This window comes from Rhodanobacter sp. C06, from assembly GCF_002001105.1.
Lineage (GTDB): Bacteria > Pseudomonadota > Gammaproteobacteria > Xanthomonadales > Rhodanobacteraceae > Rhodanobacter_A.
Window position 1 is genome coordinate 1 of the sequence record NZ_MUNP01000035.1, and the last position, 12,334, is coordinate 12,334.

General features: G+C 70.1%; 15 protein-coding genes. 12 read left to right on the forward strand and 3 right to left on the reverse strand.

Annotation, left to right across the window (positions count from 1 at the left end):
- A partial coding sequence (locus tag B0E52_RS18615) for a hypothetical protein (RefSeq protein ID WP_217316663.1) occupies window positions 1–277 on the forward strand: 277 nt, incomplete at its 5' end.
- Between the two features lies 1 nt (window position 278).
- Here the strand turns inward: B0E52_RS18615 and B0E52_RS04385 are convergent.
- Window positions 279–545, reverse strand: coding sequence for a flagellar biosynthesis protein (locus tag B0E52_RS04385; RefSeq protein WP_077482172.1), 267 nt, complete (start codon window positions 543–545; stop codon window positions 279–281).
- A 10-nt stretch (window positions 546–555) separates the two neighbouring features.
- The gene (locus tag B0E52_RS04390; protein ID WP_077482173.1) at window positions 556–1,701 is read right to left on the reverse strand and encodes a flagellar hook-length control protein FliK; all 1,146 of its coding nucleotides are present in this window, start codon (window positions 1,699–1,701) and stop codon (window positions 556–558) included.
- A gap of 176 nt (window positions 1,702–1,877) precedes the next feature.
- Here B0E52_RS04390 and B0E52_RS04395 point away from each other — a divergent pair, with 176 nt between their 5' ends.
- The 10 genes from B0E52_RS04395 to B0E52_RS04440 all read left to right on the forward strand — a co-directional run bounded on the left by B0E52_RS04395 (window position 1,878) and on the right by B0E52_RS04440 (window position 11,261).
- Window positions 1,878–2,204, forward strand: coding sequence for an STAS domain-containing protein (locus B0E52_RS04395; protein WP_077482211.1), 327 nt, complete (start codon window positions 1,878–1,880; stop codon window positions 2,202–2,204).
- Window positions 2,205–2,217: 13 nt separating this feature from the next.
- Window positions 2,218–2,580, forward strand: a complete 363-nt coding sequence (locus B0E52_RS04400) for a response regulator (RefSeq protein ID WP_077482174.1) — start codon at window positions 2,218–2,220, stop codon at window positions 2,578–2,580.
- A 9-nt stretch (window positions 2,581–2,589) separates the two neighbouring features.
- Window positions 2,590–4,593: a chemotaxis protein CheA gene (locus B0E52_RS04405; RefSeq protein ID WP_077482175.1), complete on the forward strand. Its 2,004-nt coding sequence runs from the start codon at window positions 2,590–2,592 to the stop codon at window positions 4,591–4,593.
- 228 nt (window positions 4,594–4,821) lie between these two features.
- Window positions 4,822–5,328: a chemotaxis protein CheW gene (locus B0E52_RS04410; protein WP_077482176.1), complete on the forward strand. Its 507-nt coding sequence runs from the start codon at window positions 4,822–4,824 to the stop codon at window positions 5,326–5,328.
- A gap of 13 nt (window positions 5,329–5,341) precedes the next feature.
- Window positions 5,342–7,060, forward strand: a complete 1,719-nt coding sequence (locus tag B0E52_RS04415) for a methyl-accepting chemotaxis protein (RefSeq protein WP_077482177.1) — start codon at window positions 5,342–5,344, stop codon at window positions 7,058–7,060.
- Window positions 7,061–7,062: 2 nt separating this feature from the next.
- The gene (locus B0E52_RS04420; protein WP_139351582.1) at window positions 7,063–7,944 is read left to right on the forward strand and encodes a protein-glutamate O-methyltransferase; all 882 of its coding nucleotides are present in this window, start codon (window positions 7,063–7,065) and stop codon (window positions 7,942–7,944) included.
- Complete coding sequence (gene cheD / locus B0E52_RS04425; protein ID WP_077482178.1) at window positions 7,944–8,594, forward strand: chemoreceptor glutamine deamidase CheD; 651 nt, start codon at window positions 7,944–7,946, stop codon at window positions 8,592–8,594. The genes B0E52_RS04420 and cheD overlap by 1 nt, the downstream gene beginning before the upstream one ends.
- A 70-nt stretch (window positions 8,595–8,664) precedes the next feature.
- Window positions 8,665–9,756, forward strand: coding sequence for a chemotaxis response regulator protein-glutamate methylesterase (locus tag B0E52_RS04430; protein WP_077482179.1), 1,092 nt, complete (start codon window positions 8,665–8,667; stop codon window positions 9,754–9,756).
- 16 nt (window positions 9,757–9,772) lie between these two features.
- Complete coding sequence (locus tag B0E52_RS04435) at window positions 9,773–10,951, forward strand: methyl-accepting chemotaxis protein (protein ID WP_077482180.1); 1,179 nt, start codon at window positions 9,773–9,775, stop codon at window positions 10,949–10,951.
- A 10-nt stretch (window positions 10,952–10,961) separates the two neighbouring features.
- Window positions 10,962–11,261 (forward strand): STAS domain-containing protein, encoded by a 300-nt coding sequence (locus B0E52_RS04440; protein ID WP_077482181.1) that lies wholly within the window; start codon window positions 10,962–10,964, stop codon window positions 11,259–11,261.
- A gap of 124 nt (window positions 11,262–11,385) precedes the next feature.
- On the opposite strand, the gene B0E52_RS04445 is transcribed toward B0E52_RS04440, so the two are convergent.
- Window positions 11,386–11,748, reverse strand: coding sequence for a hypothetical protein (locus B0E52_RS04445; protein WP_077482182.1), 363 nt, complete (start codon window positions 11,746–11,748; stop codon window positions 11,386–11,388).
- A 175-nt stretch (window positions 11,749–11,923) separates the two neighbouring features.
- Here B0E52_RS04445 and B0E52_RS04450 point away from each other — a divergent pair, with 175 nt between their 5' ends.
- Window positions 11,924–12,274: a hypothetical protein gene (locus tag B0E52_RS04450; protein ID WP_077482183.1), complete on the forward strand. Its 351-nt coding sequence runs from the start codon at window positions 11,924–11,926 to the stop codon at window positions 12,272–12,274.
- Window positions 12,275–12,334 lie beyond the last annotated feature (60 nt).

Genomic DNA, 12,334 nt, shown 5'->3' on the forward strand with positions numbered 1-12,334 from the left:
CTTCGACCGATACATACGAGAACATGCCAAGCTGCTGGACGTCGGGGCTGCGCATCGGATCGGGCGGTCAGTGATTGAGAACGTCTATGACCGCGGCGGCGCGCGGAGGTTTCTCAACAGCCTGCTACAGCTTGGGTTCCAGAACGGTTCCAAGTTCACTTGCTGGCCAGACAACTCGCGCGCGAACGCGCGGATGCCGGGCAGCTGGTCGCATGTTGCGGACTGTCGCGTGACGAGGCGGAACCTGATTCTCGCGATGCGCACGCCGGCGGCATGAATCAGCCCTGCTCTTCCGCCGCGTCGTAGACCGCGGCGAGCACCGAGGCCGCCGCGGCGTAGAGCAGCACCGGCACGTCGTCGCGCAGACGCAGGCCGGCCAAGAGGGCGGCGATCTGCGGATCGGGATGCAGCGGCAGGCCCAGTGCCTGTGCGCGGGCGCGCAGGCTTTCCAGAGACTCGGGCGGCAACGCGCGAGTCTCGCCGCTGCCGGGGGCGGACAGGCGCAGGCTGACCCGGCGCGTGGGGGGAGAAGTCGGCGGGTTCATGTCGGCGTGCTCATGCGGTGGCCTGCAGCAGCACGGCGCTGTAGCGGTTCGGCGGCTCGGGCAAACCGTGTTGGCAGCTCAGCTGGTCGAGCAGCAGGCCGCAGGCGGCCAGGCGCTGGCGCAGCGCGCCGAACTGGCGCTCCAGCCGTTGCACGGTATCGGCCTGCGCGGCCCACAGTCGCACCGACAGGCGCGGCTCGCGCAGCTGCAGTTCGCCTTGCACTGCGCCCAGCGCGGGCAGGTCCAGCGCGAAGCCCAGGTTCCAGCCGCGGCTGCCGTCGCCGGTGTCGATGGCGTATTCCAGCTGCAGTTGCAGCACGTCGCGGCCGTCCACGCCGTGCAGTGGAATCTCGATCATCCACGCCGGCAGCGGGCCGCTGGCGGACTCCAGCTGGGCCACCTCGACCCGCGCCAGTGCGGCCTTCACGTCGCCTTGCAGGCGATCGAGCAGTGGCTCCACTTCGTCGCCCGCCAGCAGCGATGGCGGCAAGGACGCGCGCGGCTGCGCCTGCAGGCCGCGCTGCAGCATGGGGGGCGCGGTGTCGCCGGTGTTCCGCGTAGCCGGTGCCGGCGCGCGACGGTCGAGCAGGGCGATCAGGCGCAGCAGCGCGCCTTTCCAGTCGTCCTGCAGTAGGGGCGCCGGCTGGCCCGGCGGACGCGCAAGCAGGGATTCGAGGAACAGCCCGCTGTGTTCGATCGCCACGCGCAGGCCTTCGCCGCGGGTGACCTCGGCCGGGCTGGGCATCGCCTGTTCGAGCAGGGCGAGCGCGTTGCGCAGCTCCGGCGGCAGTTGGCGCAGCACCGGCCGCTGGGCCAGCGCGTCCAGCGTGGCCAGCAGTGGCGCGTAGCCGTTCTGTTGCGGCAGGCGCTCGCGCAGGGCGCGTTGCAGCACGGGGTCGGTCGGCTGCGCGAGCAACTCCAGTTGCGGCTGGGCGCCCAGGCTCAGCACGCGCACCTGGAATTGCGCGGGCAGCTGTCCGCCCGCCACGTCGGCCTCCACCGTCAGCGTGCCGATCTGCAGGACCTGCAGACCCTGCGCATTCACGCCCAGCGGCCGCGCCAGCAGCACGCTGCCGATGCGCCAGCTGGGCGCGGCGCTGCCGGAGGCGGCGCCGGCCCAGGTCAGGGCGGCAAGGCTGGTCGGCTGGATGATCAAGCGGATTCCTGCACGTGGAGGGTAGCGTCGAGAGCGGACTCGTCCCGGAGGACATCGACCGTTTTCGCACGAACTTGAGGCGACGTCACCGGAACGGCAAACGGGCCTAAAGCGTGCACCAGCGCGGCCGATAAGCCCAGCAGTCGGCGCCAACGGGCGCGAACGGAGCGATGGGCATGGCCGGCAAGCGGGCGGCGAAACGGGACGGCGAACAGGCGGCAGGCGAGGCGGTGGTGCTGCCGCCGGACTGCCGCATGGCCACCCTGGCGGCGCTGCACACCGAACTGGTGGCGGCGTTGCCGGGCGGCGCCGTCGAGCTCGACGGCAGCCAGGTGGAGCGTGTGGATACCGCCGCGCTGCAGCTGCTGGTGCTGCTGCGCCGCGCGCTGGACGGTCGCGGCGGCACGCTGGCTTGGCGCGGCAGCAGTGCGGCCCTGAACGACGCGGCCGGGCTCTTGGGCCTGGCGAAGATTCTGGAACTGCCGGCCGCCCGGCCGGCCTGAACGAGGTGGCAGCATGGCAAAGATTCTCGCGGTAGACGATTCGGCTTCGATGCGCGGCATGGTGGCCTTCACCCTGCGCGGCGCGGGCCACGAGGTGACCGAGGCCGAGAACGGCCAGTTGGCGCTGGATGCGGCCGGCGGCAGCGCGTTCGACCTGGTGCTGGCCGACGTCAACATGCCGGTGATGGACGGCATCAGCATGGTGCGCGCGCTGCGCGCGAAGCCCGAGTACAAGGGCGTGCCGATCCTGATGCTCACCACCGAGTCGCACACCGAGAAGAAGATGGAAGGCAAGGCCGCCGGCGCCACCGGCTGGCTGGTCAAGCCGTTCGACCCCGAGCAGCTGCTGGCCACCGTCAAGCGCGTGCTGGGTTAAGGGGCATCGATGGCCACGGTTGATCTCAGCCAGTTCCACCAGACCTTCTTCGAGGAAAGCCACGAAGGCCTCGACGCGATGGAGGCGGCGCTGCTGGCGCTGGACTCGGGCTCGACCGACCACGAGCTGGTGCACACCATCTTCCGCGCGGCGCATTCGATCAAGGGCGGCGCGGCGACGTTCGGCTTCGCCGACATGGCCGCGTTCACCCACGTGGCCGAATCGCTGCTGGAGGAAGTGCGCAGCGAACGCCGCGCGGTGGATGCCGGCTTGATCGACCTGCTGCTGCGCTCGCTCGACTGCCTGCGCGGCATGCTGGACCGCACCAGTCGCGGCCAGCCCGCGGCCGACGCCGGCAGCGAGGCGCTGCGCGCCGAGCTGGCGCAGCTGGTCGCGGGCGCGCCGGCGCCCGCCGCGGTGCAGGCGTCGGCCGCGCCGGCCACCGGCTGGGCGATCCGCTTCGTCGCGCTGCCGCACCTGCTGCAGACCGGCAACGATCCCCTCCGCGTGTTCAACGAATTGCAGACATTGGGCCGGCTGGAAGTGCTGCGCGCCTTCGTGACCGAATCCGCGCCCGCGGACTTCGCCGCGCTCGATCCTGGCCAGTGCCATCTCGGCTGGGAGCTGCGCCTGCACGGCGCGGTGGCGCGCGCGGATCTCGACGCCGTGTTCGACTGGCTGGACGGCGACTGCGAACTCGCCATCGCGCCGCTGGCCGCGGCCGCGACCGAAGCCGTCGTGGCGACGCCGGTGCCGGTCGCAGCGGCGACGCCTGCTGCGGAAACGCCGGCGCCGGCACGCGAGGCCACCGTCGCGAGCGGTGCAGGCCACACCGATGGCGGCTCGATCCGCGTGGGCATCGACAAGGTCGATGCGCTGATCGACATGATGGGCGAGCTGGTGATCACCCAGTCCATGCTCAGCGACATCGGCGAGCATTTCGATCTTTCGCAGCTGGAGCGGCTGCGCGAGGGGCTAGCCCAGCTCGAACGCAACACGCGCGAGCTGCAGGACAGCGTGATGCGCATCCGCATGCTGCCGATCGGCAGCGTGTTCAACCGCTTCCCGCGCCTGGTGCGCGACCTCGAGCGCAAGCTCGGCAAGCAGGTGCGGTTGGAGCTGCACGGCGAGCACACCGAGCTGGACAAGACCGTACTGGAGAAGATCGGCGATCCGATGGTGCACCTGGTGCGCAACGCGATCGACCACGGCCTGGAAATGCCGGAGCAGCGCCGCGCCGCGGGCAAGTCGGAAACCGGCACGCTCACGCTCGACGCTCACCACGAGGGCAGCAACATCATCGTGCGGATCAGCGACGACGGCGCCGGCCTGAGTCATGAACGCATTCGCGCCAAGGCGGTGGAGCGAGGGCTGGTTTCGGCCACCCAGCCGCTGAGCGACGACGAGGTGGCCGAGCTGATTTTCCAGCCCGGCTTCTCCACCGCGGCCCAGGCCACCGACCTTTCCGGCCGCGGCGTGGGCATGGACGTCGTGCGCCGCAACGTGCGCGACCTCGGCGGCAGCGTGGGCGTGAAGAGCGTGGCCGGCCAGGGCAGTGTGTTCACCATCGCGCTGCCGCTGACGCTGGCGATCATCGACGGTCTGGTCACCACGGTGGGCGCCGAACGCTACATCGTGCCGCTGATCTCCATCGTCGAATCGTTGCGCCTGCCGGCCGACGCCGTGCGCCGCACCGCCGGCGGCGGCGAGGTGTTCCGCTTCCGCGACGAATACCTGCCGGTGATCCGCCTGCACCACGCCTTCGGCTGTGCCGACGCGGTCACCGCGATCGAGCGCGGCATCGTGGTGGTGGTCGAGGACGGCGGCCAGCGCGTGGGCCTGCTGGTCGACGAACTGGTGGGCCAGCAGCAGGCGGTGATCAAGTCGCTGGAGAAGCATTACCAGCAGGTACAGGGCGTGTCGGGAGCCACCATCGTCAGCGACGGTTCGGTGGCGCTGATCGTCGACGTGGGCGGCGTGGTGCGGCTGGGACGGCGCGGCAAGGCGGCCTGAGCGTTTCCTTGCCCGGATCGATGCAGCCTTCCGTAGGTCGGGATTCATCCCGACAACGCACTCCGTGGGTGAAGGGCCGGGATGAATCCCGACCTGCGCAGGCAGCCGTTCGCTGGGCCGCGTTTTCGCGTATTTGCCTCCGGTGGTGCGCTCAAGTCCGCCGCGTCCGGGCCGATACAAGACCGAGGCCGGGCGCCCCACAGGCGCCCATCACGAGGTAGACGATCCATGCACGAACACCACGCAGGCACGGCAGCCACCGTGCAGCAGCTCACCTTCAGCCTGGCCGGCGAGGAGTACGGCGTCGACATCCTGGCGGTGCGCGAGATTCGCGGCTGGTCGCGGGTGACCCGCATCCCGCAGGCGTCCGCGTACATGCTCGGCGTGCTGAACCTGCGCGGCGCGATCGTGCCGGTGCTGGACCTGCGCCTGCGCTTCGGGCTGGAACGCGAGAGCTACGACGACAACACGGTGATGATCGTGGTGGCCGTGGCCGAGCGCCTGTTCGGCATCGTGGTGGACGCGGTGTCCGACGTGGTCGACATCGATCCGGCGACGGTCAAGCCGGTGCCGGACATGGGCGCGATCGTCGACACCCGCTACCTCAAAGGTCTGACCACCCATGCCGAACGCATGCTGATGCTGCTGGACGTGGAGAAGCTGATGCGTCCGGAAGACGTGGAAACGCTGGACGCCGCGCTGCCGGCCGTCCGCGAAGTCGAAGTTGCCGCCTGATTCGGGAATCACGATGAACATCAAGAAATTCACTGCGCGTTTCGCCAAGTTTTCCACCTTGTCGGTCAAGGCCCGCCTGATCGGCACCTTCGCGCTGCTCGCGATCATGCTGGTGGCGGGTGCCGGCGTGGGCCTGGGCGTGATGTCCTGGCAGAACGAGGGGATGCGCCACAGTTACGAGGAGGCCATGGTGCCGGCGCAGCTGATGGGCGAGTTGCGCTCCAAGTCGCTGATGAACTTCGTCGTGCTGGGCGAGGCGGCCGACGTGATCGGCAAGGCCGACCAAGTGAAGCAGAAGGTCGCCGAGTCCGAGAAGATCCAGAAGGAGATCGCCGCGGCCAACAAGCAGCTGTCGGGGATGCCGTTGAGCGCAGACATCGCGGCGAAGTACAAAGCCTATCGCGCCACCGACGCGGATTACGCGAGCAGCCTGAAGGATGTCTACGACGCGCTCGGCCAGAACGACGACGGCACCCGCGACCTGCTGGAGATGGAAGTGCGCCCGTCGCTGATGATGCGGCTGGACGCGCTCGACAAGCTGATCCGGGCGCAGGGCGACGAGGTGAAGCAGGTCTACCAGACCCAGGTCAGCCGCTACGGCGTGGTGCGGGCGCTGGTGCTGGTCACGCTGTCCGGCGGCCTGATCTTCGCGCTGCTGGTGGCGACCCTGCTGGTGCGTTCGATCAGTGGCACGCTGGCGCGCCTGGTGACGGTGGCGCACGCGATCGCCGAAGGCCGGCTGGGTCACGGCATCAAGGTGAAGCGGATGGACGAGCTGGGCCGCCTGCTCGACGCGTTCCGGGTGATGGACGAGCGCCTCGCGGCGATCGTGGGCGAGGTGCGCCAGGGTTCCGATGCGGTGTCGAGCGCGGCGCAGCAGATCGCGCGCGGCAATGACGACCTCAGCCAGCGCACGCAGGAACAGGCTTCCAGCCTGGAGGAAACCGCCTCGTCGATGGAGGAGATGACCTCCACCGTGAAGCAGAACGCGGAGAACGCCAGCCACGCCAACCAGCTGGCGCGCGGCGCCCGCGAGCAGGCCGAGCACGGCGGCGAGGTGGCCGGCAAGGCGATCGTCGCGATGGCCGAGATCGATGCCTCCAGCCGCAAGATCGGCGACATCGTGGGCTTGATCCAGGAGATCGCGTTCCAGACCAACCTGCTGGCGCTGAACGCCGCGGTGGAAGCGGCGCGCGCCGGCGAGCAGGGACGCGGCTTCGCGGTGGTGGCCAGCGAGGTGCGCAACCTGGCGCAGCGCAGTGCCGGCGCGGCGAAGGAGATCAAGGGCCTGATCGCCGAGAGCGAGGAGAAGGTGCGCAGCGGTTCGGAGCTGGTCAACCAGTCCGGCAAGGCGCTGGCCGACATCGTCGAGAGCGTGAAGAAGGTCACCGACATCGTGGCCGAGATCGCCGCAGCCAGCCAGGAACAGTCGGCCGGCATCGACCAGGTCAACAACGCCGTGATGCAGATGGACGAGATGACCCAGCAGAACGCGGCGCTGGTCGAGGAAGCCTCGGCCGCCGCCCGCGCCATGCAGGAGCAGGCCGGCGACCTGACCAGCCAGGTGGGCTTCTTCCGTCTCGCCGGCGATGCCGCGGCGGCGGACGTGCCGCCGGCGCGCGCGAAGGAAGTGGCCAAGGCCACCGAGGCGGTGTTCGCCGCGGTGCGCAAGGCGCCGCCGCGCGCGATGGCCGCCGAAGCGGCGGATGCCGGCGCCTGGAAGGAGTTCTGAGCGTGGCCGTCGCCGCCGGTGCGATCAAGCGTGATGCGGCACCCGCGGGCGACGGCACGACCCTGCTTGGCGAGGCGGAGTTCCGCTTCCTGCGCGACTTCGTCTACGAGCACTGCGGCATCGCGCTGGGCGAACACAAGCGCCAGCTGGTGCAGGGGCGGCTGGCGCGGCGCCTGCGTGCGCTGGGCCTGCCCAACTACGCCGCCTATTGCGCGCTGCTGCGCAGCGATCCGAACGGCGAGTTGGGCGAACTGGCCAGCGCGATCAGCACCAACGTCACCGCGTTCTTCCGCGAGCCGCACCATTACGAGCTGCTGGAGAACGAGCTGCTGCCGCAGTGGCTGGTGCACAAGCGCCGCGACGGCGACCGGCTCAGGATCTGGTCGGCCGGCTGTTCCAGCGGCGAGGAGCCGTATGCGCTGGCGATGGTGCTGGCCGAGGCGCTGGAGAAGCATGGCGCCACCGGCGTCGACGCGAGGATCCTCGCCACCGACCTGTCGCCGCAGGCGCTGGAAACGGCGCGCAACGGCGTGTATCCGCTGGACAAGCTGGACGGCATCAGCGAGGAGCGCCGCCGCTGGCTGCTGCGCGGCGCCGGCGAGTACGAAGGCTACGCCTGCGTGCATCCGCGGCTGCGCGAGCTGGTGACCGTGCAGCCGCTGAACCTGCTGCACGACTGGCCGATGCGCGGGCCGTTCGACGCGATCTTCTGCCGCAACGTGGTGATCTACTTCGACCAGCCGACCAAGCAGCGGCTGTTCAGCCGCTACGCCGCGCTGCTGCCGGCGGGCGGCCACCTGTTCCTGGGCCATTCCGAGTCGCTGCACGGCATCAACGACGACTTCGAACTGATCGGGCGCACCGTCTACCGGAAGCGCGCCTGATGCTGGCACGCACAGCCGAGCGCCGGGCCACGCCCACCCTGCCCGAGGCCATGCCCGGCTTCGAGCACCTGCGCCGGTTCTGGGATCCCGCGCAGAACTGCATGGTGGTCAAGGTGCTGCCGGGCGAGTTCTACGTGGGCGCGCAGGACGAGCTGGTCAGCACCGTGCTCGGTTCCTGCGTGGCGGCCTGCGTGCACGACCCCGTCCGCGGCATTGGCGGCATGAACCATTTCATGCTGCCCGAGCCGCGCGGCGCCAGCGACGGCTGGTCGTCCACCGTGGGGCGCGCGGCGCGCTACGGCAGCGACGCGATGGAACAGCTGATCAACGCGGTGCTGAAGGCCGGCGGGCAGCGCACGGACCTCAGGGTGAAGGTGTTCGGCGGCGGCCGCGTGCTGGCGCAGATGAGCGACGTGGGCCAGCGCAACATCGACTTCGTGCGCCGCTACATCGCCGCCGAACGGCTGCCGCTGGTGGCCGAGGACCTGGGCGACGTGTACCCGCGCCAGGTGCAGTTTTTCCCGCTGAGCGGCCGGGTGCGCGTGCGCCAGTTGCGCCGCAGCGACGACGTGGCGCTGGTGGCCGACGAGCGCGGCTACCTCAAGCGTTTGGCAAACGATCCGATAAAGGGTGAGGTCGAGCTGTTCTGACGCCGGGCGCCGGCGCGGCATCGACCGGGCCATCGTCTTCGGCGACGGGCCCGCATGGCCAAGGTGAGCAATGGAAAGAGTGCGCGTACTGGTAGTCGACGATTCCGCCCTGGTGCGCAAGTTGATGTCGACCATGCTTGCCTGCGACCCGGGCATCGAAGTCGTGGGCACGGCGGCGGACCCGCTGATCGCCCGCGAGAAGATCAAGCAGCTCGACCCCGACGTGCTAACGCTGGACGTCGAGATGCCGCGCATGGACGGCCTCACCTTCCTGGAGAACCTGATGCGGCTGCGGCCGATGCCGGTGGTGATGGTGTCGTCGCTGACCACGGAAGGGGCCGACGTGACGCTGCGCGCGCTGGAGCTGGGCGCGGTGGATTTCCTCGCCAAGCCGAGCAGCGACCTCGCGTCCAGCTTCGGCGACAGCGCGCTGGAGATCTGCGCCAAGGTCAAGCAGGCGGCGCGGGCGAAGCCGCGCGCACGCACCACGGTGCGCAAGCTGGACGTGGCGCCGCGGCTTTCCGCCGACGCGGTGCTGCCGCGCTCGCAGACCGCGGGCAGCCGTGGCGGCAGCCCGATCATCGCGATCGGCGCCTCTACCGGCGGCACCGAGGCGGTGCGCGTGGTGCTGGAGGCGATGCCGCCGGACGCGCCGCCGATCCTGGTGACCCAGCACATCCCGGCCGCCTTCAGCGGGCCGTTCGCCGCGCGCATGGACCGCTGCTCGGCGATGCGCGTGTGCGAGGCGCGCGACGGCCAGCCGATCCAGCCGGGCCACGCCTACATCGCGCCCGGCAGCCACCACCTGCTGGTGATGTGGGACGGCGCGAAGTACGTCTGCCGCCTGCACGACGGCCCGCCGGTGAACCGGCACCGCCCCAGCGTGGACGTGCTGTTCCGCTCGCTGGCGGCCAGCGCCGGCGCGGCCACCATCGCCGCGCTGCTCACCGGCATGGGCGACGACGGCGCACGCGGCCTGCTCGAACTGCGCCAGGCCGGCGCCGCGACCCTGGTGCAGGACGAGCCCAGCTCGGTGGTGTGGGGCATGCCCGGCGCCGCCTGGAAGCTCGGTGCCGCGCCGGAGATGCTGCCGGTCGACCACATCGCGGCGCGCCTGCTCGCGCTCGCCCGCCACATTCAACCCGGCGCCGTCTGCGCCTGACCGCGGAATACGGATCATGTCATTCACTCCCGCCTCCCTGTTCCGACGTCCGCTGGCCGGCTGGATCGCCAGTGCCGTCGCCCTGCTGCTGAGCCTGCTGTGGCATCCGGCCTGGCTGGCGCCGCTGCTGGTGCTCGCGCTCACCGCGACGTGGGCTTTCGCCACTCGCGCCGAACTGCCGGCCGCACCCGTCGTCGCCGCGCCCGCGAGCAGCGAGCCGGTGCGCGAGGCACTGGAGGACGTGCGCAGCGCGCTGGTCGACGAGCTGGGCCACGCCACCCGCGAGCTGCACCAGGGCCTGGACCTGCTGCGCGATGCGGTGTCAGAACTGGGCGGCGGTTTCGACGGCCTGTCGAACAAGACCGCGCTGCAGCAGTCGCTGCTCAAGCAGATCATCGACGTGCAGGACGGCGGCGTCTCCGTGCAGGATTTCGCCGCGCGCACCGGCGACCTGCTGGAGCACTTCGTGGGCATGATCGTGCAGATGTCGCGCGAGAGCCTGCGCATCGTCTACCGCATCGACGGCATGGCGAAGGAGATGGACGCGGTGTTCGGCCTGCTGCGCAACGTCAACACGATTGCCGAGGAAACCAACCTGCTGGCGCTGAATGCCGCGATCGAGGCGGCGCGCGCGGGCGAATCCGGCCGCGGCTTCGCGGTGGTGGCCGGCGAGATCCGCAACCTGGCCAGCAACTCCAACCAGCTCAACGAGCGCATCGGCGGCCATGTCGAGCGCGCCCGCACGGCAATGGAGCAGCTGCGCGGCCTGATCGGCGCGATGGCCTCGCAGGACCTCAACGTGGCGCTGTCGGCCAAGGGCGGCATCGACGCGATGACCGCCCACGTCACCGAGAGCGACGCGCGCAGCAGCAAGGTCGCCGACCAGGTGGTCGAGATCAGCCGCGGCCTCGGCAGCGATGTCTCCACCACCGTGCGCTCGCTGCAGTTCGAGGACATCCTGCGCCAGCTGATCACGCAGACCCGGACCCGGCTCACCGAGCTGCAGGATGTCACCACCGAATGCACCCGCGACATCGAGGAGCTGGCCTGCACCGCGCTGGAGGCCGACGCACTGGCCGAGCGCTCGCAGCGCGTGCGCAGCCGGCTGGCGATCCAGCGCGAGAAGGCGCGCCTGCGCTCGCGTGGCCCGGCGCTGCAGAACTCGATGGAAGCCGGCGAAATCGAACTCTTCTGAGGATGGCACCATGATCGTCCACCACGACCCCGAACTCGATTGCCTCACCTTGCAGCTGGGCGAGCGTTTCGACTTCAGCATCCATCGCGACTTCCATGACGCCTGCCTCGGTGCAGGCAAGCCCGCGCGCAGCTACGTGATCGACCTGGGCGAGGTCGCCGGCATGGACAGCTCGGCGCTGGGCATGTTGCTGCTGCTGCGCGAGCACGCCGGCGCCGACCGTGCCGACATCCGCATCGTCAACGCCTCCGGCGAGCTGCGCAGCACCTTGCGCGTGGCCGGCTTCGACAAGCTGTTCGTGCTGCACTGACGATCGGCTGCCGGCCCGGCAGTGGCTGGCCGGCTGGGGGCGCCGCTCGGCGGCGGGTCGGATGCACCAATGCGAAAGGCCCCCGCGGGGGGCCTTTCGCGTTGGCGCCGGGATGGGTGGCCGCTTACCAGGTACGCACGTCGACCACGCTGGCCGTGAAGGATTCCATGCCGGGTCGAAAGCGGAACATGCGGCCCAGGTCGAAGTCGACCTTGTCGCCGGGGGCGATGTTCGAGGTGCCTGCCGGCCACGCCTGCTTGCTCTCCAGCACGTTGCCCGAGGCGTCCTTGATCTCGACGCGGATCTGCGCGGCGGCGGCGTTGGCGCAATGGTTGGCCAGTTCGCCACGCAAGGCGATGCGCGTCGACATGCCGGCACTGTTTAGCGCCGGCTTGAAATCCTGGATCGCGAAGTCCTGCGCGGAGCAGGCGGCGTGAGCGGCCAACGGAGCCAGCAACAAGGCCGTGGAAACTAGCAATACTTTCATGAGCTTCGGTCTCCCACTTGGGCGCGATTGCGCACGTATCCGGGGCATCGGCCGCGGGGCGGGGAACTTGAGCCGGTGGTGGCGAGGCGCTAAAGCTCCAGGCAGTGCGGTCGATACCGGTGGCATCCGCCTGCATCCGCACGGCGGTTCCCTCCCCATCGTTTCCGGAGATTCCATGAAAGCCCTCGTTGCTGCCGCCGTCCTGCTGCTGGCCCCGCTGGCCGCCCACGCCACCTGCGCGCCTGCCGATTTCGCGATCAAGGATTTCAAGCCCGCTGCGGCCGGCGCCCGCCTCAGCCTGCGCGGCGAGCTGGTCAACCACTGCACCGCCGCGTCGGCCGCGCAGATCCGCATCGAGATCAAGGACGCCTCGGGCAACGTGGTGCAGAGCAAGCAGGCCTGGCCGGCCGGCACCTCGAACATCGCCCCCGGCGACACGGTGAACTTCGACCTGGGCCGCATGTTCCGCGCCCAGCCGGACATGAGCAGCTTCACCGCCAGCATCGTGGACGTGCGTACCTGGTAAGCGTTTTTCCAGCTCGCGGCCATGCGTGGCCGCGAGCGACCTGGCGGCTTCGTTGCTAAT

Coding starts and splice junctions, on each gene's coding strand:
- B0E52_RS04385 (WP_077482172.1), bottom strand. CDS start 545: ATGAACCCGCCGACTTCTCCCCCCACGCGCCGGGTCAGCCTGCGCCTG.
- B0E52_RS04395 (WP_077482211.1), top strand. CDS start 1,878: ATGGCCGGCAAGCGGGCGGCGAAACGGGACGGCGAACAGGCGGCAGGC.
- B0E52_RS04400 (WP_077482174.1), top strand. CDS start 2,218: ATGGCAAAGATTCTCGCGGTAGACGATTCGGCTTCGATGCGCGGCATG.
- B0E52_RS04405 (WP_077482175.1), top strand. CDS start 2,590: ATGGCCACGGTTGATCTCAGCCAGTTCCACCAGACCTTCTTCGAGGAA.
- B0E52_RS04410 (WP_077482176.1), top strand. CDS start 4,822: ATGCACGAACACCACGCAGGCACGGCAGCCACCGTGCAGCAGCTCACC.
- B0E52_RS04415 (WP_077482177.1), top strand. CDS start 5,342: ATGAACATCAAGAAATTCACTGCGCGTTTCGCCAAGTTTTCCACCTTG.
- cheD (WP_077482178.1), top strand. CDS start 7,944: ATGCTGGCACGCACAGCCGAGCGCCGGGCCACGCCCACCCTGCCCGAG.
- B0E52_RS04430 (WP_077482179.1), top strand. CDS start 8,665: ATGGAAAGAGTGCGCGTACTGGTAGTCGACGATTCCGCCCTGGTGCGC.
- B0E52_RS04435 (WP_077482180.1), top strand. CDS start 9,773: ATGTCATTCACTCCCGCCTCCCTGTTCCGACGTCCGCTGGCCGGCTGG.
- B0E52_RS04440 (WP_077482181.1), top strand. CDS start 10,962: ATGATCGTCCACCACGACCCCGAACTCGATTGCCTCACCTTGCAGCTG.
- B0E52_RS04445 (WP_077482182.1), bottom strand. CDS start 11,748: ATGAAAGTATTGCTAGTTTCCACGGCCTTGTTGCTGGCTCCGTTGGCC.
- B0E52_RS04450 (WP_077482183.1), top strand. CDS start 11,924: ATGAAAGCCCTCGTTGCTGCCGCCGTCCTGCTGCTGGCCCCGCTGGCC.